Source organism: Pseudonocardia autotrophica, assembly GCF_003945385.1.
GTDB lineage: Bacteria > Actinomycetota > Actinomycetes > Mycobacteriales > Pseudonocardiaceae > Pseudonocardia > Pseudonocardia autotrophica.
Map to the genome: position 1 here is coordinate 4,547,217 of NZ_AP018920.1, position 21,997 is coordinate 4,569,213.

General features: G+C 74.6%; 19 protein-coding genes. 10 read left to right on the forward strand and 9 right to left on the reverse strand.

Going from position 1 to position 21,997, the window contains the following annotated elements:
- Window positions 1-1,428 (forward strand): DUF58 domain-containing protein, encoded by a 1,428-nt coding sequence (locus Pdca_RS21255; RefSeq protein ID WP_085914984.1) that lies wholly within the window; start codon window positions 1-3, stop codon window positions 1,426-1,428.
- On the forward strand, window positions 1,425-3,707 hold the full coding sequence (locus Pdca_RS21260) for a transglutaminase TgpA family protein (RefSeq protein WP_085914983.1): 2,283 nt from the start codon (window positions 1,425-1,427) through the stop codon (window positions 3,705-3,707). Before Pdca_RS21255 ends, Pdca_RS21260 begins: the two co-directional genes overlap by 4 nt.
- 334 nt (window positions 3,708-4,041) lie before the next feature.
- Here Pdca_RS21260 and Pdca_RS21265 read toward each other — a convergent pair whose 3' ends face one another.
- Together Pdca_RS21265 and Pdca_RS21270 are read right to left on the reverse strand one after the other, a co-directional pair.
- The gene (locus Pdca_RS21265) at window positions 4,042-4,452 is read right to left on the reverse strand and encodes a DUF3040 domain-containing protein (protein WP_085914982.1); all 411 of its coding nucleotides are present in this window, start codon (window positions 4,450-4,452) and stop codon (window positions 4,042-4,044) included.
- A gap of 330 nt (window positions 4,453-4,782) precedes the next feature.
- Window positions 4,783-5,541 (reverse strand): class I SAM-dependent methyltransferase, encoded by a 759-nt coding sequence (locus Pdca_RS21270; RefSeq protein WP_232021098.1) that lies wholly within the window; start codon window positions 5,539-5,541, stop codon window positions 4,783-4,785.
- A gap of 119 nt (window positions 5,542-5,660) precedes the next feature.
- Between Pdca_RS21270 and Pdca_RS21275 the strand changes: the two genes are divergently transcribed.
- Window positions 5,661-6,500, forward strand: a complete 840-nt coding sequence (locus Pdca_RS21275; protein ID WP_085914981.1) for a ParA family protein — start codon at window positions 5,661-5,663, stop codon at window positions 6,498-6,500.
- 7 nt (window positions 6,501-6,507) lie between these two features.
- On the opposite strand, the gene Pdca_RS21280 is transcribed toward Pdca_RS21275, so the two are convergent.
- Window positions 6,508-7,104: an SAV_6107 family HEPN domain-containing protein gene (locus Pdca_RS21280; protein WP_085914980.1), complete on the reverse strand. Its 597-nt coding sequence runs from the start codon at window positions 7,102-7,104 to the stop codon at window positions 6,508-6,510.
- Window positions 7,105-7,137: 33 nt separating this feature from the next.
- Window positions 7,138-7,464 (reverse strand): hypothetical protein, encoded by a 327-nt coding sequence (locus Pdca_RS21285; protein ID WP_232021099.1) that lies wholly within the window; start codon window positions 7,462-7,464, stop codon window positions 7,138-7,140.
- Between the two features lie 323 nt (window positions 7,465-7,787).
- Between Pdca_RS21285 and Pdca_RS21290 the strand changes: the two genes are divergently transcribed.
- Together Pdca_RS21290 and Pdca_RS21295 are read left to right on the forward strand one after the other, a co-directional pair.
- Window positions 7,788-8,411: a GNAT family N-acetyltransferase gene (locus Pdca_RS21290; RefSeq protein WP_085914978.1), complete on the forward strand. Its 624-nt coding sequence runs from the start codon at window positions 7,788-7,790 to the stop codon at window positions 8,409-8,411.
- Window positions 8,412-8,449: 38 nt separating this feature from the next.
- Window positions 8,450-9,115: an LppM family (lipo)protein gene (locus tag Pdca_RS21295; protein WP_085914977.1), complete on the forward strand. Its 666-nt coding sequence runs from the start codon at window positions 8,450-8,452 to the stop codon at window positions 9,113-9,115.
- 58 nt (window positions 9,116-9,173) lie between these two features.
- Here Pdca_RS21295 and Pdca_RS21300 read toward each other — a convergent pair whose 3' ends face one another.
- A complete protein-coding gene (locus Pdca_RS21300; protein WP_373865470.1) occupies window positions 9,174-10,115 on the reverse strand; it encodes a methylenetetrahydrofolate reductase in 942 nt (313 codons plus the stop codon).
- 179 nt (window positions 10,116-10,294) lie between these two features.
- On the opposite strand from Pdca_RS21300, the gene Pdca_RS21305 reads away from it, so the two are divergent.
- From Pdca_RS21305 to mptB, 3 genes are read left to right on the forward strand one after another with little or no spacing between them, the layout of a single operon-like run.
- Window positions 10,295-11,395, forward strand: coding sequence for a polyprenyl synthetase family protein (locus tag Pdca_RS21305; protein ID WP_166665970.1), 1,101 nt, complete (start codon window positions 10,295-10,297; stop codon window positions 11,393-11,395).
- A 5-nt stretch (window positions 11,396-11,400) separates the two neighbouring features.
- The gene (gene crtI / locus Pdca_RS21310; RefSeq protein ID WP_085915008.1) at window positions 11,401-12,960 is read left to right on the forward strand and encodes a phytoene desaturase family protein; all 1,560 of its coding nucleotides are present in this window, start codon (window positions 11,401-11,403) and stop codon (window positions 12,958-12,960) included.
- A 27-nt stretch (window positions 12,961-12,987) separates the two neighbouring features.
- The gene (gene mptB, locus Pdca_RS21315; RefSeq protein ID WP_232021100.1) at window positions 12,988-14,652 is read left to right on the forward strand and encodes a polyprenol phosphomannose-dependent alpha 1,6 mannosyltransferase MptB; all 1,665 of its coding nucleotides are present in this window, start codon (window positions 12,988-12,990) and stop codon (window positions 14,650-14,652) included.
- Window positions 14,653-14,789: 137 nt separating this feature from the next.
- On the opposite strand, the gene Pdca_RS21320 is transcribed toward mptB, so the two are convergent.
- On the reverse strand, window positions 14,790-16,178 hold the full coding sequence (locus Pdca_RS21320; protein WP_125911460.1) for an IS1380 family transposase: 1,389 nt from the start codon (window positions 16,176-16,178) through the stop codon (window positions 14,790-14,792).
- 111 nt (window positions 16,179-16,289) lie between these two features.
- On the opposite strand from Pdca_RS21320, the gene Pdca_RS21325 reads away from it, so the two are divergent.
- On the forward strand, window positions 16,290-17,303 hold the full coding sequence (locus Pdca_RS21325; protein ID WP_125911682.1) for a phytoene/squalene synthase family protein: 1,014 nt from the start codon (window positions 16,290-16,292) through the stop codon (window positions 17,301-17,303).
- On the opposite strand, the gene Pdca_RS21330 is transcribed toward Pdca_RS21325, so the two are convergent.
- On the reverse strand, window positions 17,272-17,625 hold the full coding sequence (locus tag Pdca_RS21330; RefSeq protein ID WP_085914974.1) for an Rv2175c family DNA-binding protein: 354 nt from the start codon (window positions 17,623-17,625) through the stop codon (window positions 17,272-17,274). The genes Pdca_RS21325 and Pdca_RS21330 overlap by 32 nt on opposite strands.
- Before the next feature lie 155 nt (window positions 17,626-17,780).
- On the opposite strand from Pdca_RS21330, the gene pknB reads away from it, so the two are divergent.
- Window positions 17,781-19,658 carry a Stk1 family PASTA domain-containing Ser/Thr kinase gene (gene pknB / locus Pdca_RS21335; RefSeq protein WP_232021101.1) on the forward strand — a complete coding sequence of 626 codons (1,878 nt, stop codon included), beginning with the start codon at window positions 17,781-17,783 and terminating at the stop codon, window positions 19,656-19,658.
- A gap of 82 nt (window positions 19,659-19,740) precedes the next feature.
- Here pknB and Pdca_RS21340 read toward each other — a convergent pair whose 3' ends face one another.
- Together Pdca_RS21340 and Pdca_RS21345 are read right to left on the reverse strand one after the other, a co-directional pair.
- A complete protein-coding gene (locus tag Pdca_RS21340) occupies window positions 19,741-20,511 on the reverse strand; it encodes a GIDE domain-containing protein (RefSeq protein ID WP_125911503.1) in 771 nt (256 codons plus the stop codon).
- Window positions 20,512-20,583: 72 nt separating this feature from the next.
- The gene (locus Pdca_RS21345; RefSeq protein WP_085914972.1) at window positions 20,584-21,987 is read right to left on the reverse strand and encodes a class II 3-deoxy-7-phosphoheptulonate synthase; all 1,404 of its coding nucleotides are present in this window, start codon (window positions 21,985-21,987) and stop codon (window positions 20,584-20,586) included.
- Between the last annotated feature and the right edge of the window lie 10 nt (window positions 21,988-21,997).

Below are 21,997 nucleotides of genomic sequence, written 5' to 3' on the forward strand. Positions count from 1 at the left end.
GTGTCGGTGTCCCCCGGCCCGCCGACGGCCCGGCCCGCCGGCGGTCGCGCTCCCGCCCGTCCGCCGGTGGGAGCGGCCGCCGTGCCCGCCGCCCGGGACGCGCCGCCCGGCGACCGGCCGGACCCGGCCCCCGGGCCGCTCGCCGACGTCCCCGGCACCGTCCGGAAGGAACGACCGGCCGGGCTGACCGTGCGCGGGCGCAGCCTGCTCGCCGGTGGCCTGGCGATGATCGTCTGCGCGGTCGTGCTGGACGAGCGCGACCTGGTGCGGGTCGGGGCGTTCGTGGTGCTGCTGCCGTTGCTCGCGCTGCTGGTCGCCCTGCGGTCACGGCGCACCCTGCAGGTCACCCGAGCCCTGGACCCGGCCCGGATCCAGGCCGGCGAGTCGGGCACCGCACTGCTCCGGATCGCCGGTGGCTCCCTGCTCGGCTCGCTCCGGATCGCCGACACCGTCCCGGACGCCGCCGGCCCGTCGGACCGCTATCCCCCGCGCTTCACCGTGCACCGGCTCGGCCGCCGTGGCGCCCGGGTCGGCTACCCGCTGCGCCCGGCGATCCGCGGCGCCTACCGGATCGGCCCGCTGCGAGGCCGAGGCACCGACGCGCTCGGCCTCGCCGAGTTCCGGCACGACGTGCTCGCCGCCGACCGCTGGCTGGTGCTGCCCCGGGTCACCGCGCTCACCGGGCGTCCGTCGCTGAGCTCCACCGCGGCCGGCCGCGGCGCCGAGGGCGGCAGCAAGCCGGGAGCCGGTACCCCGGACGTCCTCATCCGGCCGTACCGGCAGGGCGACGAGCTGCGCCGCGTGCACTGGCGGTCCAGCGCCCGGCGGGACGAGCTGATGGTCAGGCTCGACGACCGGCCGGACCCGACCGGGGTGACCCTGCTGCTCGACCGCCGGGACGCCGCGCACCGCGGGCACGGCGCGCGCTCCAGCCTGGAGTGGGCGGTCGAGTTCACCGCGAGCGTCACCGTGCATCTGCTGCGCCGGGGCGAGGCCGTCACCCTGGTCGACGAGTCCGGCACCCGGCTCGACGACGGTGGTGGCGCGCTGGACCCGATCTCCGGGGAGGACGCCGTCCCGCAGCGACTCGAGACGCTGGCCGTGCTCCGGCCCTCGGCGACCGACGCGCTGGGTGGTGCCCCCGATCCGGGCACCGGGCAGCCGGACGGCGTGCTCGCCGTGCTCGGCGCCACCGCCCCGCAGGACGTGACGGCCCTGATCGCGGCGTGGCCGCGGGGTGGGCACGCGATCCTGCTCGACGTCGACGACTGGTCGTCGGGCACCTCCCCCGGCCGGCCCGCCACGCTCGCCGCGGCGGCCCTTCGCCGGGCCGGCTGGCAGGCCACGGTGGTCCCCGGTGGCACGAGCGTGCAGGGCGCCTGGGCCGACGCCTGCGGGACCCGGACCGCGCCCGGAGGCCCCCGGTGAGCGCCCCGACGACGATCCCGCCGACGGCGGCCACCCCCGCGCAGGGGAGCCCGCCCGCCCCACCGCCGGGGAGTGCCCTGCTGGGGCCCGCGGCGTCCGGGCTCGCGGTGCTGCTCGCCGGTTCGGCCACCGGCGCGGTCGTCGAAGGCCTCGGCTGGCTCGGGTACGCCGCACTCGCGGTCGTGGTGACCGCCGCCACCGGCGGGCTGCTGCTGGCGGTCCGGCCGTGGCTCGCCGCACCGGGTCAGCTGGTCGCGCTGGTGCTGCTCGGCACCGGCCTGTTCACCGGCAGCGGTGTGTTCGGTGTGCTGCCGGGCCCGGCGGCGCTCGACGAGCTGGCCACCCTGCTCGGTGGCGCGGGCACCCAGATCGACGCCGGGATCCCACCGGTCGCCGCGACGCCCGAGATCCTGCTGCTGGTCACGCTCGGGTTCGGCGCGCTGACGATCGCGGTGTTCGGGCTCGCGGTGACGATCGGCGCACCCGCCGCGGCCGGTGTGCCGCTGCTCGTGGTGTTCGCGGTGCCGGTCGCGCTGCAGTCCGATCTGTTGCCGTGGTGGTCGCTGGTCGCCGCGGCCGCCGGGTTCGGTGTGCTGCTGCTCCTGCGGCCGGACCGGCTGCGGCAGGCTCCGGCGGGCGTGGCGGTGGTCGCCGTCGCGGTCGCCGGGGCGCTGCTGGTCGGGACCGCCACGACCGCCGTCGGCACCGCGGGCCGGTTCGACGCGGCCGGGGGCGCCGGTGCCGGTGGCGGCGCCGACGGGTCGATCGGGCTGAGCCCGTTCACCTCGCTGCGCGGTCAGCTGACCCGCAGCGAGCCGCGCGAGCTGTTCCGGGTCCGCGGCATGGAGAACCCCTCCTACCTGCGCGCGCTGACCCTGCAGACCTACGTGCCGCAGGAGGGCTGGACCGCGGGCAGGCCACGGCCCGGCATCCCGCTGACCGGTCCGCTCCCGCCGTCCACCACGGGGCCGGCGACCGAGCAGACGGTCCAGGTGGAGAACCTGGGGTTCCGCGACTACTGGCTGCCGGTGTTCGGGGATCCGACCGCGATCGACGTCGGCCCGGACGGCTGGGCCTACGACGCGGAGGGCGGCATCGCCTACAGCGAACGCCCGCGCGAGGAGGACGGGTGGTCGCAGTCCATGCGCCTGCCCGAGCCCTCCGCCGAGCAGCTGCGCACCGCCTCCGGGCCGGTCACCGTCGACAGCGCCTATCTCGATGCCACCGGCGTCGATCCGCGGGTGGCGCAGATCGCGCGGGACGTCAGCGCGGCCGCGGCGAACCCGTTCGACCGGGCGATGGCGATCGAGAACCACTTCACCGGCCCGGACTCGCTGTTCAGCTACAGCCTCGCGACCGCGCCGGGCGCCGGCGACGACGCGCTGGTCGACTTCCTGACCGTCGGGCGGACCGGCTACTGCGAGCAGTACGCCTCGGCCATGGCGGTGATGCTGCGGGCCGTCGACATACCGGCCCGGGTGGCGGTCGGATTCACCGCGGGCACCGACGGGGCGGACGGCCGCACGATCTCCACCGAGAACGCGCACGCCTGGGTCGAGGCCTGGTTCCCCGGCTACGGCTGGATGACGTTCGACCCGACACCGCTGACCGACGGACAGACCATCGAGCCCGGCTACGTCCAGCAGGCGCAGGAGCAGGACGGCGGCACCCCGGCGCAGGAGCAGCCCGCGCCGGAACCCGCTCCCGCTCCCCCGGCGGACGGCGGGGACGCCGCACCCGAGCCCCCGCCGCCGGCCGAGGCACAGCCGGGGACGACGGCCGGGACCGGTTCACTGTGGGGCCCACTGATCGTCGTCGCGGCGCTGGTGGCCGGGCTGGTGCTGCTCGCGCTGTCGCCCGGGCTGTGGCGGCGGCGCCAGTACGCCCGCCGGGCCGGGATCGCCCGCGCCGGTGGGACGGGTGCCGCCGCGGCCGCGTGGGAGGAGATCCTGGCCGCGTCCCGGGACCACGGTGTCCCGGTGCCGCCCGAGGACACCGTCCGCGCGGCCGCCGCCCGGATCACCGACCGGCACGATCTGAGCGGGCGCCCGGCCGAGGCGCTCGCCGAGCTCGCCGAGCGGGTGGAGGCGAGCTGGTACGGCGGGGTGCTCCCCGGGCCGGAGACCCTCGACGGCCTGGTCGACGAGGTCCGGACGGCGATCGCCGCCGGCGGCGCCTCGCTGCGTTCCCGGATGCTGCCGCCGTCAGTGGTGCCGTCGGCCGGGCGGGGCCGTGCCGCCGAGGCCGACCAGGCCGATCCGGCGGCCGCCCGGGACTGAGCCGGGCGGGCGGGAGCCAGCCGGACCGGCCGCGCCAGCCGGGCTGGCCGGGTCGGCGGTGATCAGCGGCCGGTGGTGGATCGGTGCCACCCGCGGCACCGAACCACCACCAGGCGCCGATCACCCACCACACGACCACAGCGGGGCGGCGTAGCAGCGGACCAGCCGAGCAGGCGGAGCCGGCCGGGCCCCCGCCATGATCAGCGGCCGGTGGTGGATCGGTGCCGCCGGCGGCACCGATCGACCACCAGGCGCCGATCACCCAGCACACGACGACGGCGGGGCGGGACATCGTGCTGATGTCCCGCCCCGCCGTCGTGGGGTATCGGTGGGGTCACTCCTGCTCGAAGCGACGCCGGAAGCGCTCCTCCATCCGGCCGGTGAAGCCGCCGTTGTCGCCACCGGACTTGGGATCCTTGGGCGACTCGGCACCTCCCTCGGCTGCGGCGGCGTCCTTGCCCCTGGCGCCGATGGAGGTCACCGCGAGCAGCGCACCACCCAGCATGGCGAGGAATCCGACAACGCTGAGCACCGGGATGTCGCCCAGGTACAACGCCTGGAACGGAATCCCTGCCACGAGCAGGACGAGGCCCAGCACGAAGACGACGGCCCCCTGGATCCGGCGCCGGCGAGCAGGCTTGCTCATCCGGGTGCCGCTCACAGAAGAGGCGAACTTCGGGTCCTCCTGGTAGAGGGCCCGTTCGATCTGTTCGAGCAGGCGCTGCTCGTGCTCGGAGAGCGGCATGCCTTCACCTCCGGAACACGAAATCGGACGGTAGGTCGCCCCGACCCGGACTTCCCGGCCCCGATCGGCACGACGGGCGCCCCACCTGGGCGTCTGGCCATAAGAGTACGAGGCGAATCGTGCTGCGACCACCCGGACCGGGCAACCTGCACCGCTGATCGTCGAGCGGGCGGCGTGGCGCGGCGTGTCGCCGGTCACCCTCGTGGGGACAACGCCACCCGGACGGCCGCGGATCCGCAGGTGGACGACGGGAGGACGGTCACCGTCGGCGACCGTCCGCTGGCCGGGCGGGGCCGTCGGATTGTCGCCGGGAAGCCGCAGAATCCGGATTCAGAACCGTCGAGCGAGCAGATGCAACCGCGGAGCGACCTCACCCAGGGCGGGAACCGCCGACGCAAGCGCGTCCAGTTCGTCACGCTCGTCCCTTCCGGCCGGTTCGGCGTCCTGGCCGGGGCCGGGCAACCACGTCTCCAGGGTGCCGTCGCCCTGGAGCACCTCGACGTCCAGCCGGCCGGTGTCCGCGGTGAGCTCACGCAGCAGTCCCGCGTCGAACCGGCGGAGCAGCCGGTCCTCCGGGCCGGTCCGCCCGTCCGGGTCGATCAGCAGCTGCCGGGCCTCGGCGAGCCGGCCGCTGGCGACCCGGCCGATGAAGGCGCCGTAACGGCCGACCGTCAGCACGGACACGGCGCCACCGGGCGCCGCCGCCGACGCCAGCGCGGTGAGCACCCGGCCCGGGTCGTCGACGACCTCCAGCAACCCGTGCCCGAGCACGAGATCGGCACCGTCGGCGGGCACCACGTCGGCGAGCGTGTCCACGTCACCGTTCACCGGGCTGATCCGGTCGGTGACACCCGCCTCGCGCGCCCGGCGGGCCAACGTGGCCAGCGCGTTCGGGCTGGTGTCCACGACGGTGACGGCGCAGCCCGCGGTGGCCAGCGGCACCGCCCAGGTCCCGCTCCCCCCGCCCACGTCCAGCACCCGGGGCGCGGCGCCGGTCTCCCGGCGAACCCGCTCGATCTCCCTGTCCAACACCCGGAACACGGCGGCACCGCGCGCTGCTCCGGCCTGCTCCCGTGTCGGCGATCCCACGCCCGCAGCCTAGTGGTCACCGGCTCGGCCACCACCCGCGCATACGCCGGGGCCGCCACCGGCCCGGCCGGACACCCTCCGCGACACACCACCGCGGAACGACACGGTACGTTGAACCGGTGCAGGTCGTCGCCACTCTGAGTCTCAAGGGCGGCGTCGGTAAGACCACGGTGGCACTCGGTCTGGCCGGCGCCGCGCAGCGGCACGGCGTCTCCACCCTCGTGGTGGATCTCGATCCACAGGCGAACGCCACGACCGCGCTGGACCCGGAGCCGACCACCGCCACGGTCGCCGACGTGCTCGACGAGCCGCGGCGCGCCGTCGTCGAGCGGGCGATCGCCCCTTCGGCCTGGGGCGAGGGCCTCGACGTGCTGGTCGGCGCGGAGCAGACCGAGCGGCACAACCATCCGGACCCGGGCCCCGCCCAGCTGCACCGCCTGGACCGGGCGCTCCAGCGGCTGGCCGGTGAGCTGATCACCGACCCGGCCGACGAGCCGCACGGTCTGGTCGAGGAGCGCTACCGGCTGGTGATCGTGGACTGCCCGCCCTCACTCGGACAGCTGACCCGCAGTGCGCTGTCCGCCGCGGACCGCGCGATCCTGGTGACCGACCCGACGATGTTCTCGGTGTCCGGCGTGCAGCGGGCCTTCGACGCGGTGCAGACCGAGCGCGAGCGCTCCAACGACCGGCTCCAGCCGCTCGGCGTGCTGGTGAACCGGGTCCGCCCGCGCAACACCGAGCACGACTTCCGCATCTCCGAGCTCCGCGAACTCTTCGGCACGCTGGTGTTCAACAGCGTGCTGCCGGACCGGTCCGCGGTGCAGCAGGCGCAGGGTGCCTGCCTCCCGATCCAGGCCTGGGACACCCCGGGGGCCCGCGAGATCTCCGCCGTGTTCACCTCTCTCCTGGGGCGCGTGCTGCGCAGCGGCTCCCGCGACCGCCCCGCCGCATCGGCCTGACCCTCGCTCAGCGCGGCAGCAGCAGCTGCACGCGCTCGACGAACTGCTCGGCCTGGCGCAGCAGATCGTCCGCGCCGCGCCGATCCACCAGCCGTTCGATCCCGGCCTCGGCCGCGGCCCGGACCCGCGAGCAGGACGCGAAGTACGAGGCCCACTCCTCCAGCTCCGGCGCGACCTCGGCCAGCAGCCGCCACACGTCCCGCGGTGCGCCCCGGCGCGGACGCGGCCGGGCCCGCATCGCGAGCACCGCCGCCCCGGCCCGCAGCGCCGCCAGGTAGGCAGCCGGGTAGCGGCGCATCGGATCCGGCTCGCGATGGGCCTCCGCCAGCTGCTCGGCGGCCTGCCGGAGCAGCGCGAGCGCATCCCGGGACGGGGGCGCTCCCGCTCCACCGGCCGCCGCCGCGCCACGGCCCCCCGAGACACGGGCCCTCGGGACACCGCCCCTCGGTACACAGGCACCGGCGTCGCGCCCACCCGTGCGGCAGACACGGGACGCCGGGACGGGTGGGGAGCCGGCCGGGTGTTCCGCCCGGGCCTCCGGCTCCGGGTCCCGGCCGTCCCGCGCGGCCGGCAGCCACAGGTCCAGTTCCATCGTCGTGCTCATCGCGGTACCTCCATCCGTCCCCACCCGCATCCGTCAGTCGTTCACCTGTACGAGGTCCCATACCCCCGGCCCGGCCCGCATCCGGAGGACCACCTCGCGTGGCGGCTCGAGCGGCTCCTCCACCGACCGCGCCTGCACCCGCCAGCAGCTCAACCGGTCACCGCCGATCGGCATCGGTGACGGGAACGGCCACGGCGACTCCTCGACCCACTGGTCACGCACCCCGGTGACCAGGAACCGCTCACCGCGGCGCGACGGGCGCCGCTGGAACTCGACCGGTTCACCGTTCTGCCAGCGCACATCGACGGCCGCCGGCTGCCGCGCACGGAACAATCGCGAGAAGCCACCCACTCCCACCACGCCCCTTCCCGGTCGAGCGGGCCTCGGCCCCCGCTCACCGGCATCGGTTCCCGGGCGCCCGGCGACGGAATGCTTCCCCCATCCCGCACCGGGCACCCGGAGGTCGAACGCGCGTTCGACGATGTCCAGTAGAACGCGTGTTCGATCGACAGTCAAGTCCGACGAGCGGGTGGCCCGGCCGGCCGCGGTGACGGTCCGGCCACGGTCGGGTACACCCGGGCCGCGGGAGCGTCCGGAGCGTGATGTGATGGGGTCATGCGTGCCTCCACCCGTCCCGCCGCGGACGCCGGCCCCGCGGCCCGCCGCGGCGAGAGGGGCCCGCGGTGACCGCCGCACCCGCGCGGCCCCGCCTGGTCGGGCTCAGCCGCAGCGACTTCGCCGATCGGCTGACCGACGCCATCGACGTCTACGTCACCGCGATGGGCTACCCACGGTCGACCGCCCGGCAGCGTCGCTCGCTGTGGCTGGAGCACTCGTACCGACCGGGCTGGCGCTCCGTCGGCTGGGTGGACGAGCGGAACCGGCTGCGCGGGATCGGCTACGGCTACTGGGGCGGCCCCGGCCAGTGGTGGTTCGAGGAGGTCCGGCGCGGTCTGCGGGCCCGCCGGGGTGATCCCGACGGGGTCGGCCCGGACTGGCTGACCGACTACTTCGAGCTCACCGAGCTGCATGTGCACCCCAGGGCTCAGGGCACCGGTATCGGGGAGTCGCTGCTCCGGGCGCTGGCCCGCGACGCCGCGCGGTCCCGGATGCTGCTCTCCACCCCGGAGTACGGCCCCGAGCCGCCCGGCCGGGCCTGGCGCCTGTACCGCCGCGCCGGCTTCCGGGACGTGCTGCGCGAGCACCTGTTCACCGGCGATCCGCGTCCGTTCGCGGTGCTGGGCCGGGAGCTTCCGCTCGCGCCGTCCGGTCCGGCGACGACTCACCCGGGACACGACCCGGAGTGACGCCGGGGCGGCCACCCCCGGGTGGCACGATGTCCGGCATGCCGCTCCCCCGCAGCTCCACCGTTCCGCGCCGGCGGCGCACGAAGGCCGCGGTGCTGCTCGCGGTGCTCACCCTGCTCGCCCTGACCGGGTGTGCGCGGATCCAGGTCGCGCTGGCCGTCCAGCCCGACGACACCGTCGACGGCACCATCGTCATCGCGACCCCGGACGGCAGCGGCCCGGAGGTCACGGTGCCCCCGGCCCTGGAGGGCAGGGTCGACCTCGCCCCCTACGACGAGGACGGGTTCGTCGGCTCGAAGGCGTCGTTCGAGGATCTGACGTTCCCCGAGGTCTCCGAACTCGCAGGGCTCGGCGGAACGGCCGCGGCCAGGGCCGGCCTGGAGATGCGCCGGGTGGGTGAGCGGATCGCGGTGCGCGGGCGGGCCGACCTGACGACGATGCCGGTGGACCGCTCCGACGTCCGGCTCGCGATGAGCTTCCCCGGCGAGGTCGTGGAGACCGACGGCGAGGCCGACGGCGGGACGGTCACCTGGACGTTCGCACCCGGCGAGGTCTCCCAGCTGAACGCCTCGGTGGTGTCCACCGACCCGAACGCGCCGTCCGTGGTCGGCTGGTCGCTGCTGCTGGCCGGCCTGGTGGCGGTCGCCGCCGGTGCCGTGGTGTTCCTCGCCAGGCGGGACCGGAACCCGGCGATCCGGCGCTGAGCCGGGCGGCTCGTGCCGGGACGGCGGCGGACCCGGAACCGGATCCGCCGCCGGCAGGTCAGGCGGTCGCCGGCTGTGCGGGCACCCGCCCACCGCGGGCGGTGCCGCGCTGCTCGGCGAGCCCGAGCCGCTCGATCAGCTCGGTGGTCGCCGTCGACCGGTTCAGCGAGTAGAAGTGGATCCCGGACACGCCCTCGGCGATCAGCCGCTCGCAGAGCTCCCCGGTCACCTCCATCCCCGCCGCGCGGAACGCCTTCGCGTCCCCCGAGTACCGGGAGAGCCGCTCGACGAGCGCCTCCGGCAGCGGCGAGCCGGAGAGCTCCGGCCCCTTGTGGAAGGTCTTCTCCGAGGTCAACGGCATGATCCCGGGAAGGATGGGCTGCTCGAACCCGGCCGCGGCGACCCGGTCGCGCAGCCGCAGGAAGCCGTCGGGCTCGAGGAACAGCTGGGTCACCGCGAACTCGGCGCCGGCCCGGAACTTCCCGACCAGGCGATCGGTGTCGGCCGCCAGGTCGGCCGAGCGGGGGTGCCCGTAGGGGAACGCCGCGACACCGACACAGAACGGCCCGGACCGCTTGATCAGCGACACGAGCTCGTCGGCGTACTCCAGCCCCTCCGGGTGGCTGATCCACTCACCCAGCGGGTCCCCGGGCGGGTCCCCGCGCAGCGCCATGATGTTGCGGACACCGGCCGCCGCGAGCGAGCCGATCACGTGCCGCAGCTCGTCCACCGAGTGCGACACCGCCGTGAGGTGCGCCATCGAGCACAGCGTCGTGTCGGTCGCGATCCGCTCGACGGTGCGCACGGTGCGGTCCCGGCTGGAGCCGCCCGCGCCGTAGGTCACCGACACGTAGGCCGGGTCCAGGACCTCGAGTCTGCGGATCGCCCGCCACAGGTCCGCCTCGCCCTGGTCGTCCTTCGGCGGGAAGAACTCCACCGCGAAGAAGGGGCGGTCGACGCTGATCCGTTCGGTCACCGTGGATGCAGAGGTCGTCGTCACCCGGACGACCTTACGGTGCGAGCCTCGCATTGTGGGCCCCCGAAGCACCGCCGGCAGCCCGAGCGGCACCCCGCACCGCTCCCACCTGCGGTCGCCGGGTGGGTGTCGGTGGCCACCGTTAGCCTGACGGCGTGGTCGATCCCGCTGCCCCCACCTCCGCCCCGCTCGACTCCGGCGACATCACGACCGCCGGGCCCGTCCCGCTCGACGACGCACTGCCCCAGCACGTCGAGCGGGTGCTGGCCGGTTACCTCGACCGGCGCCGGACGGATGTGCTGGGCATCGATCCGGCCGTGGCCCAGGCAGCCGACGCGCTGGCCGGGTTCGTGCTCGGCGGCGGGAAGCGGCTGCGCCCCACCTTCGCCTGGTGGGGCTGGCGGGGCGCGGGCGGCGACCCGCAGGACGAGCACGCCCAGGGCGTCCTGAGCGCGATCGCCGCGCTGGAGCTCGTGCAGGCCTGCGCGCTCGTGCACGACGACCTGATGGATGCTTCGTCCACCCGCCGGGGCCGGCCGACGGTGCACGTCGAGTTCGCCCGCGTGCACGCGTCGAACGGGTGGTCGGGGCCACCGGCCCGGTTCGGTGCCGCGGTCGCGATCCTGGTCGGCGACCTGGCCCAGGTATGGGCCGACGACATGTTCCACTCCGCGGCGCTGCCGGAGGGCGCGCACGCGCGGGCCGGCGAGCCGTGGCGGGCGATGCGCACCGAGGTGCTGTCCGGGCAGTACCTCGACGTGCTGGCCCAGGCCTCGGGCGACGCGGCGGAGGCGACCGCCCTGAAGATCGACCGGTTCAAGACCGCGGCGTACACCGTGGAGCGGCCGCTGCACCTGGGCGCGGCGATCGCCGGCGCCGAGGCGCCGGTGCTCGGGGCCTACCGCCGCTACGGCGCCGACATCGGCGTCGCGTTCCAGCTGCGCGACGACCTGCTGGGCGTGTTCGGCGACCCACGGGTGACCGGCAAGCCCGCGGGCGACGACCTGCGTGAGGGCAAGCGGACCCTGCTCGTCGCCGCCGCCCTGCAGCGTGCCGAGCAGCGCGGTGACCGGGCCGCGCACGAGGTGATCACCCGCGCGCTCGGCGACCCGGGGCTCGCCGGCGAGGAACTCGACCGGGTGCGGGCGGCGCTGTCCGAGCTGGGCGCGGTGCAGGTCGTCGAGCAGCGGATCGCCGCGCTGACCGGATCCGCGCTGGACGCGCTGGACGCGGCGCCGGTGCTGGAGCCCGCCAGGGCCCGGCTGTTCGAGCTGGCCGAGCGGGCCACCCGGCGGGCCTGGTGAGCAGCGTGCGGACGCTGCCCGGCCGCACCGACCACGTGGTCGTCGTCGGGGCCGGGCTGGCCGGGCTGTCCACCACGCTGCATCTGCTCGGCGCCGGCCGCCGGGTGACGCTGCTGGAGCGGGAGGAGTTCCCGGGCGGGCGGGCCGGCCGGCTCGACGTCACCGACGAGCACGGTGCATACCGGCTCGACACCGGGCCGACCGTGCTGACCATGCCGGAGCTGCTGGACTCGGCCTTCGCCGCGGTCGGCGAGACGACCGCGAACCGGCTCGACCTGGTGCGGCTCGACCCGGCGTACCGGGCCGAGTTCGCCGACGGATCGGCGATCGCGGTGCACACCGACGCCGCGGCGATGGAACACGAGATCCGCCAGACCTGCGGGCCCGACTCCGCACAGGGCTACCGGCGGCTGCGGCGCTGGCTGACCGATCTGTACCGGGCCGAGATGGGCTCCTTCATCGACGCCAATCTCGACTCACCGTTCTCCCTGGTCGGCCCGGACCTGGCCCGGCTGGTCGCACTCGGCGGGTTCGGCCGCCTCGGGCGGCGCATCGAGCGGTTCCTGCCCGACGAGCGGCTCCGCCGGATCTTCTCCTTCCAGGCGCTGTACGCCGGCGTCGCCCCGCAGCGGGCGCTCGGGGCCTACGGCGTGATCGCCTACATGGACACCATCGCCGGGGTGTGGTTCCCGCGCGGAGGCATGCGCGCCATGGGCAGCGCACTGGCCGGTGCGGCGTCCGACGCCGGAGCCGACATCCGCTACGGCCACCGGGTGACCCGGCTGGTCCGCTCCGGTGACCGCGTCACGGCGGTCCGGTCGGTACCGGCCGACGGTGGCGAGGAGATCGAGACCGCCTGTGACGCGGTCGTCCTCACCCCGGAGCTGCCCGCCGCCTACGACCTGCTCGGCGGGGCGCCGCGCCGCCCGCTGGGGCTGCGCTGGTCGCCCAGCGCGGTCGTCGTGCACGCCGGGATGCCCGCGCCGGCCCCCGGCGTCGCGAAGCACCACCACACGATCTCGTTCGGCGGGTCCTGGGAGGGCACGTTCCGCGAGATCATCGACCGCGGACGACTGATGAGCGATCCGTCGTTGCTCGTCACCCGGCCCGGCCTGACCGATCCCGGGCTGCAGCCCGCCGGCCGGGAGCTGATGAGCGTGCTCGCGCCGTGCCCGAACACCGTCGTCGCACCGGGCATCGACTGGGACCGGATCGGCCCGGCCTACGCCGAGGAGCTGTTCGGGGTGCTCGTCGACCGCGGCCTGGCCGACCCGGGTGTCACCCCGAGCTGGACCAGGCTGTGGACCCCGCACGACTGGGCCGCCGCCGGGATGGCCGCGGGGACCCCCTTCTCCGCATCGCACACGCTCGCGCAGACCGGGCCGTTCCGGCCGCGGAACCTGGTGCGGGGCGTGTCCAACGCCGTGCTCGCCGGCTGCGGCACCACACCCGGCGTGGGGATCCCTCCGGTACTGATCTCCGGCCGGCTGGCGGCGGAACGGATCACCGGGCCGCAATCGTCCGAGCGGGTCGGTCCGGGTGCGGGGTCGCGGGTCGCCCGCTGAGCCACACGTGGAATCATTCCGGCCACGATGACCGCCCAGCCCTCGCCCCCGATACCCCGCCCTGCGGCACCGGAGACGGTGACCGCGGCCGGTGACCCGAGCGACCCGCGCAACGGGTCCCCGCGGTCCCGCTGGGCCGCCCTCGCCGCCCGGTTGGGCGCTCCGCCACGGTCCACCGTGCTGCTCGGACTCGCCGGCACCGTGCTGATGTTCCTCGGCGCCCCGGGCGCCGGCGGGATCCCGGTGCGCGATCCGATCCTCGGCAACTCATCGCTGTCCTTCTGGCGGTACGGCCACGGGGCGATGATCGCCGGGATCGTCGTCTACACCGGCCTGGTCCTGATGGTGTGGGCATGGGTGCGGCTGGGCCGCGACGTCCTGGCCCACCGGGTCGGCGGGCGCGCGGTGCTGACCTCGGCCGGTATCTGGATGATCCCGATGCTGGTCACCCCGCCGCTGTTCACCCGGGACCCGTACAGCTATCTCGCCCAGGGCGCGCTGCCGCTGGCCGGGTACGACCCGTACCGGTTCGGCCCGGACACCATGGGCGGGATCTTCACCGACAACGTCCACTTCTTCTGGCAGGACACTCCGGCCCCGTACGGTCCGCTGTTCATCCTGCTGGCGCAGGGCATCGTGCTGCTGATCGGCCAGAACGTGCTGCTCGGCGTCATCGCGATGCGGCTGATGCTGGTCAGCGGCCTGGTGCTGCTGGTGGCGGTGCTGCCGGCGCTGACCCGGCGGCTCGGCGGGCGACCGGCGGTCGCACTGTGGATCGCGGTCGCGAACCCGGTGATGGTCGTGCACATGGTCGGCGGGGTGCACAACGATCTGCTGGTCGTCGGGCTGCTACCGCTCGCCGCGCTGCTCGCGTTGCGGGACCGGTTCGTGTGGGCGATCGTCGTCGCCTCACTCGCGATGGCGGTCAAGGCGTCCGCCGGCCTGATCCTGCCGTTCCTGGTGCTGATCTGGGCCGCGAAGCTCACCGGGTCGTTCTGGTCCCGGCTGCTGCGGGCCGGGTTCCCGTCGGTCGCGGTGTTCGTCGCGGTGTTCGGCGCCTGCACCTGGGCCACCGGCTACGGGCTGGGCTGGCTGCCGGCGCTCAGCGCGCCGTCGATGATCGTGAACTGGCTGTCCTGGTCGACCGGTGCCGGCCAGGTCACGCACGCCATTGTCGGGATGTTCGTCGACGGCCTCAACCAGCAGGCGTTCGTCGAGGTCTTCCGGGCGATCGGCGCCGGCGTGCTGGGCCTGCTCATCGTGGGGCTCTGGTGGCTGGCCCGTGACGGCGGGACGATCGCGATCCGCAACGCCGCGATCGCGCTGGCGCTGGCCGCCGTGCTCGCCCCGACGACGCTGCCGTGGTACCTGAGCTGGGGCTTCTGCATCCTCGCGATGACCGCATGGAGCGCCCGCGGATTGCAGTGGGTCGTCTTCGGCTCGATCTGGCTGATGATCGTCTACTTCCCGGACGGCGAGACCGCGCTCTACGCACCGCCCTATCTCCTGCTCTGCGCCGCCGCCGGTGTGCTGGCCGCCGTCTCGCTGCTGCGGCCGGATCCGCTCGGCCTGCGTTCCGGCCGGCGCCCGGCCCGCACCCGGGTCACGCACGCCCCCGCAGCCGCTGCCGGTGCCCCGGCCGGCCCGCCCGGCTCCGCACCGGTGCCCGACGGTGCCAGCGACCGCGACTGAGCCTGAATCCACCGGTTCTGCTTCGGATTGATCTTCGCCTAGTTGTTGATCTTCGATTCCGGGTGTGGGCATGAGGGTGCCTGGAGTGGGGGTTTCCGGGTCCTCGGGTCGTGGCTGGTCAGGGTCGGTGACGGAGGTCAGCCGGCTGGTCCTGGCAGGGCGCGAAGTCGGTGTAGGCCTGCGATGAAGGCGTGGACCCAGGGCCAGTGGGCGGGTAGTCGTAGCTGGTGGCGGCGGGCGTGAGAGCTCAGCCGGGCGGCGACGCGCAGGTAGCGCCGGCGCAGGGTCTTGATCGTCTGGCGGGGTGTGGCGGCGAGCCCGGCCAGACGGGCGCTCCAGCGGCCCAGGTTGTGGGCCAGGGTCTGCAGGACCAGCCAGGCCTGGTTCGCGCCGAACCGTTTCGAGGGCAGGTGACTCAGCGCGAGGCCGTGTTTGAGGTCGCGGATGGCCAGTTCGACCTCGGCGTGGGCGCGGTGGAACCGGTCGAGCTCGACGGGGTCGCCGGACTGGTCGGTGATGAACGGGTGGTAGTCGTAGCCGGGAAACAGCTCCAGCTGTCCGGCGGCGGCGCGGCGGTCCCGGATCGCCGGTGGGGTCGGGGTGCGGCGCACGATCAGCCGGACCCAGACCCCGGCGCCGCGGTGTCGCCCGGGGAGCCCGTCGCGGCGGCGGTGGTCGCGGTCGAACACGCGCCAGCCGAGTTCGGTGACCGCGGCGCCGGGCTCGAAGTAGGGCACCGGGGTCCACTGCGACTCGTCGATCGCGGCGATCGTGGCGCGCATGCGGCCGATCATGCGGGCGCCGACGGAGAACCCCGCCCGGTGACGACGACATGCGGTGAGCACGTCGGCGAGGTAAAACCCGGTGTCGGCGCGCACCACCACCGGCCCGCCTGCGCCCGCGGCCCGGACCCGGGACAGCGTTTCGGCCAGGAACGACCCGGCCCCGCTGGAGTCGTTGGTGCGGCCCCGACGCAGCCGGGCGTGCAGCACGTCACCGGTCCCGGCCATCACCGCGAGCAGCGGGTGGTAGCCGCGGCGACCGGTGCGCATCACCTGCCGGGCCCCGGACTTGTCCAAGCCGTAGGTCTCGACCAGGGTCGCGTCGATATCGACCACCACCGCAGCGTCGTCGGGTGGGGTCGTCTCGACCGCCCCGAGCCCGGCGGCACGGGCCAGGACAGCTCGGGCGACGGCGTCGAGTTGGCGGGCGTGTCCCCAGCTCATCGACCGCAGGAACGTACCCACCGTCGACGCCGCGACCGCTCGATGGCCGAGCACTGTCTCGGTGGCGCCGGCACGCAGCGCGTTCACGTCGTCGATGCAGTCCCCACCGGCCAACGCCGAGTGGATCACGCTCAGGCACTTGTCCCCCGCGTTCGCGCCGGCGGTGACCCGGCTGTCGAGCAGGCCTGGCAGGCCGAGTCGCTGCCCCAACGTGGCCGGCAGCAGCAGCCCGGCATCGTTGATCAACGACTCGTCGTCGGCGCTGACCTGGATCCGGTCGAGCGCGTGGGATGCTTGCACCAAGAGGGTGCTCCCTTGTCCAGAACGTTGCTTGGTGTGAGAACCGCAATCGTCCTGCTCAGGAGCACCCTCTTCCCGTCACCACGCCGAACCACCCCGAACTATCGGTGGATTCAGGCTGAGCGGGCGGGTCGAGCCGAGCTCGACGCCGCCGGGCTGACCGATCCCGAGCTGCGGGCCGCCTACACCGCCTGCCGCGCCCTGCACGCCGAGCACGGCCGTACCTACTACCTCGCGACCCGGCTGCTGCCGCCGGAGCGGCGGGTCGACATCCACGCCCTCTACGGGTTCGCCCGCTACGCCGACGAGATCGTCGACGATCCCGACGGCGCGGGCGGCGGTCGCCCGCGGATCCGGCTCGACGAGCTCGACGCCCAGCTCACGGCGGCGCTCGACGGGGCGTCGCTGGCGGGGAGCAGGCCCGAGGTGCTCGCCGTCGCCGAGACCGCACGCCGGCATGCGCTGGATCCGTCGCTGTTCCGCGACTTCATGACCTCGATGCGGATGGACCTCACGGTCGACGGCTACGCCACCGATGCCGACCTGGCCGTCTACGTGCACGGTTCGGCGGCCGTGATCGGCCTGCAGACCCTGCCGGTGCTCGGCACCGTCGTTCCGCGCGCCGAGGCCGAGCCGCACGCCGCACTGCTCGGGGTCGCGTTCCAGATGACGAACTTCCTGCGCGACGTCGGCGAGGACCTCGACCGTGGCCGCGTCTACCTCCCGGCGGACGAGCTGGCCGCGTTCGGGGTCGATCGTGAGCTGTTGATCTGGTCCCGGCGCACCGGGCGGAGCGATCGCCGGGTGCGGCGCGCGCTCGCACATCTGGTCGCCCGCACCCGGGCCACCTACCGGCGCGCGGATCCGGGTATCCCGATGCTGGAGCCGGTGTCCCGAGCGTGTGTCGGCACGGCGCGCACGCTCTACGCGGGGATCCTCGACGAGATCGCCGACGCCGGCTACGACATCCTGCACCGGCGGGTCGCGGTTCCGAACCGGCGGCGTGCCGCCGTCGCACTGCCCGGCCTGGGCCGGGCAGTGCTCTCCCGCGGGCTCGAGCTCGCCCGGGAACGGTCCGGGCTGCGGGCTCCGGTCAGAACGCCATCGCCTGGGCGCGGCGCTTGACCTCCTTGTGCCGGCCCGCGCTGATCGCACCGATCGGCGAGCCGGGCAGCGACTCGTCCTCGGTGAACAGCCAGGTCAGGATCTCGCGGTTGTCGTAGCCACCGTCGCGTAGCACGCTGATCGTGCCGCTGAGGCCGCGCACCACGTCGTTCCCGTCGAGGAACACGGCGGGCACGACGACCTCGCCGCCGTGCTTCAGCGACAGGAGATGGCCTTCCCGGACCAGCTGGTGGACGCGGGATACGGGGATCGACAGCCGGGAGGCGACGTCGGAGACGGTCAGCGTCTCCTCCGTGACGGCCGCGGGGAGGGTCTCGCTCACAGACGGACACTGTTCCACATCCGGGGCCGGGGCCCCACACTCCGGGACCCGACCCGTGTCGCGCCCGGCCGGACACGGACCGTCCGCGGGTGAGCGCTCGACGTGCCATACCCACCCGGACGGCGGTAGAGGGCCGCTGAAGTAGCCTTCCCGGCGTGAGCGCACCGTCCGGACCGGTCGATCCCGGCACGCCGGATGGGGCCGGTCCGGTGATGGCGGACGGCCCCGGCCCCGCCCTGCTCGACGACCGTTATCTGGTCGGTCCGGTACTGGCCCGGGGCGGCATGTCCACCGTTTACCACGGCACCGACACCCGCCTCGAGCGCGCCGTGGCGATCAAGGTGATGGACCCGCGGATGGCCGGGGACCACGCGTTCCGCACCCGTTTCGACCGGGAGGCGCGGCTCGCCGCCCGGATCGACCATCCGGCGGTCGTCGCGGTGTACGACCGGGGCACGGTCCCGGCCGGGCCGCTCGGCGAGCCGAGCCTGTTCGTGGTGATGGAGCTGGTCGACGGCGGCACCCTGCGGGACGTGCTGCGGGCCCGCGGCGCGCTCGGCCTGCCGGCCGCGGTCCGGGTCCTGGAGCCGGTGCTGGCCGGGCTGGCCCGCGCACACCGGCTCGGCATGGTGCACCGGGACGTGAAACCGGAGAACGTGCTGATCTCGGCGTCCGGTGAGGTGAAGGTCGCCGACTTCGGGCTGCTCACCGCGGCGGCCGAGGCGGGCGTCAGCCACGCCGGGATGATCCTGGGGACGATGGCCTACCTCTCCCCCGAGCAGGTCGTCTCCGGCCGCGCGGACGGCCGCAGCGACGTCTACGCCGCGGGCGTCGTGCTCTACGAGATGCTCACCGGCCACCCGCCCTACACCGCGGACAATCCGCTGTCGGTGGCCTACCGGCACGTGAACGAGGACGTTCCGGCGCCGTCGGCCACGGTCCCCGGCCTGCCGCCCGCGGTGGACGCGCTGGTCGCTCGGGCGACCGCCCGCGATCCGGACGACCGCCCGGTCGACGCCGAGCACTTCCGCCAGGAGCTGCTGGAGGTCGCCGACCGGCTGGGGCTGCCCCGGACCGGCGTGCCGCGGCCGCCGGGCCCACCGGCGATCGACGACGGCGCGACCCTGCCCGCCGGGCCCCGGCGGCACCGGCCGACCGGCGCGGAGCCGCGCGGCCCGGGTGGGACCAGGGCGCAGGCCCTGATCGGGGCGCACGGCACCGCCGTCACCCCGGCGAGCGAACCCGAGTCGCTGTCCCGGGCCGATCTGCGCACCGACCGGCGCCGCAGCCGCCGGGTCTTCACGCTCTGGATGGTGCTGCTGGTGCTGCTCGCGGCGCTGGCCGGTACCGGGGCGTGGTGGCTCGGATCGGGCCGCTGGACGACGATGCCCGCCGTCACCGGTCTCGACCGGGACCGGGCGACGGCGTTGCTCGCGGAGGCCGACCTGACCCCGTCGGTCACCGAGCAGGCCGACGACGACGTCGCCGCCGATCTGGTCGCCTCGGTCGATCCGGCACCGGAGACCCGGGTGCTGCGCGGCTCGTCGGTCACCCTCGTCGTGTCCACCGGGCGGCCCACGGTGCCCGACGTGCCGGCCGGCAGCGCCGTCGCCGATGTCGAGGAGGCGATCCGGCAGGCCGGGCTCGCCCCGGTCCGGTCGACGGCCGCCGAGGAGTTCAGCTCCGAGGTCCCGAGCGGCGCGGTGATCCGGACCGACCCGGCTGCCGGCACCCGGCTGCCCGGCGGGTCCGCCGTGACCCTGGTGACCAGCCGCGGCCCGGAACCGGCCCCACCGCCGCCGCCACCGAGCAGCGACCGGCCCGACGCCGACACCGACGGCGCCACCGCAGTGCCGTTCGTGATCGGGATGCGCGGCGAGGAAGCCGAGGAGCTGCTGGAGTCCCAGGGCTTCGACGTCGAGCTGGATCGCAGCTTCCCGTTCAGCAGCCGCAACGGGCGGGTGGTCGGTCAGGATCCTTCGGCCGGTGCCGAGGCCGAGCCCGGCGACACCATCACCCTGACCGTCCTCTGAATCCGTCCGGCACGGGGCGAGGGGCACCCGGGAGTCGTCGATCCATGATCGAGCCACTCCCGGATACCCCTCGCCGACGCGATCAGAGCAGGACGACGAGCACGAGCACGAGCAGCGCTCCCGCCCCGTATCCGACCGCGCCGCGCATCGCCGAGCCGCTGTTGCGCCGTCCGGCCTCGAGGTGCTCGCTGCGGTCGGTGCTGGTCAGCGTGAGCGGCTGCTCCGGCGCGGCCGCCAGCCGGACGTCGTCGCCGGAGATCCGGGCCTGACCGATGACGGTGAGCCGGCTGCCCGGCTCGATCCGCCACTCGGTGCGCTCGTGGCTCAGCGTCGGATCGAGCATCCGGAAGACCCCGAAGTCCCACCGGTCGGACGGGTCGGGCTCGTGGGCGTCCTGGCGCTGCTCGGCGGCCCGCACCTCGACCCGTGCGTCCCGCGGGTCGACGATCACCGTCGCGTCGCCGTCACGCAGCCGGAAAGGCCGGTCCCACCGCCGGTCGCCGACGGTCTGACGCTCGGTCTCGCCCTTGTTGCCGCGCGAGAGCCGGACCTCGAGCACCCGGAACCACACCGACGGGGTCCCGGTGAGACCCGCCGGGCGGCTGCCGTCGCCGTCGCCGTCCGGGACCGGCTCGACCGTCCCGGCGAGCGCGACGACCTTGCGGAACGCGCCGGGATCGAGATCGGACCGGACCGCGTCGGCCATGCCGACGAGCTCGGCGACCCCGGTCTGCGTGGCGCCCAGGCCCCTGGTCCACCGCTCGTGCCCCGCGCGGGCCGTGCCGAAGGCGGTCCAGGCCCGCCAGCCCATGATCCCCGCGAATGCCAGCAGCACCAGCTGAAAGGTCGTCACCCGGGGAAGACTAGACGGACGAACCGGACAGCAGGACCGGTAGGACTACCGTCCTATGTGAGGTCGCATTGCTCAGCCGCGCAGCATCTCCGCGACCAGGAACGCCAGCTCGAGACTCTGCTGGGTGTTCAGCCGCGGATCGCAGGCGGTCTCGTAGCGGCCGGCCAGGTCGGTGTCGGAGATCCGCTGCGCGCCGCCCAGGCACTCGGTGACGTCCTCGCCGGTGACCTCGACGTGGATGCCGCCCGGATGCGTGCCCAGCGAGCGGTGCACCTCGAAGAAGCCCTGCACCTCGTCGACGATCCGGTCGAAGTGCCGGGTCTTGTAGCCGGTGGACGCCTCGTGCGTGTTGCCGTGCATCGGGTCGCACTGCCAGATGACCTTGTGCCCGGACGCGGTGACCTTCTCGACGATCGCCGGCAGCACGTCGCGGACCTTGTCGTTGCCCATCCGGGAGATCAGCGACAGCCGGCCGGGACGGTTGTGCGGGTCGAGCCGCTCGACGTACTCGACGGCCTGGTCCGGCGTCGTGGTCGGGCCGATCTTCATCCCGATCGGGTTCGCCAGCAGCTCCGCGAACGCGACGTGCGCCCCGTCGAGCTGGCGGGTGCGCTCACCGATCCAGAGGAAGTGCGTGGACAGGTCGTAGAGCTTCGGGGCTTCCCCGCCGGTCCGGTCGCGCTCCAGGTCCAGACGCAGCATCGCCCGCTCGTAGTCGAGCAGCAGCGCCTCGTGGCTGGCGTAGAACTCGACCTGGTGCAGGTTGTGGTCGCGCACCCCGCAGGCGTCCATGAAGCGAACCGCGCGGTCGATCTCGGCGGCCACCGCCTCGTAGCGGACGCCGGCCGCCGAGGTGCGGACGAAGTCCTTGTTCCAGTCGTGCACCTTGGTCAGGTCCGCCATGCCGGTCGCGGTCAGCCCGCGGACCAGGTTCATCGCGGCCGAGGCGTTGGCGTAGGCGCGGACCATCCGGGACGGGTCCGGGATCCGGCCCGCCGGGTCCGGCGCGAGCCCGTTGACGATGTCGCCCCGGTAGGACGGCAGCCCGGACGCGTCGACCGGGGAGCTGCGCGGCTTGGCGTACTGGCCGGCGATCCGGCCGACCTTCACCACCGGCATCGACGCGCCGTAGGTGAGGACGACGGCCATCTGCAGCAGCGTCCGGATGGTCGCCCGGATGTGCGGCTCGGTGTTGTCGACGAAGGTCTCGGCGCAGTCGCCGCCCTGGAGCAGGAAGGCCTCGCCGTTGGCGACGTCGGCGAGCCGCGACTGCAGCCGGTCGACCTCCGGCGGGAGCACCACCGGCGGGACCGACTCGAGCACCTTCCGGACATCGCCGACCTGCGACGGATCAGGCCACTCGGGCTGCTGCTGGGCGGGGCGGGAGAGGGCGTCGTCCAGCGCGGAGCGCAGGTCCGCGGGCAGCGGCGGCAGCTCCGGGAGGACGTCGATCGGTGCGTCGACGGACCAGTTCACGACACCCAGA

Coding starts and splice junctions, on each gene's coding strand:
- Pdca_RS21280 (WP_085914980.1), bottom strand. CDS start 7,104: ATGAGCACGACGATGGAACTGGACCTGTGGCTGCCGGCCGCGCGGGAC.
- Pdca_RS21295 (WP_085914977.1), top strand. CDS start 8,450: ATGCCGCTCCCCCGCAGCTCCACCGTTCCGCGCCGGCGGCGCACGAAG.
- Pdca_RS21265 (WP_085914982.1), bottom strand. CDS start 4,452: ATGCCGCTCTCCGAGCACGAGCAGCGCCTGCTCGAACAGATCGAACGG.
- mptB (WP_232021100.1), top strand. CDS start 12,988: ATGACCGCCCAGCCCTCGCCCCCGATACCCCGCCCTGCGGCACCGGAG.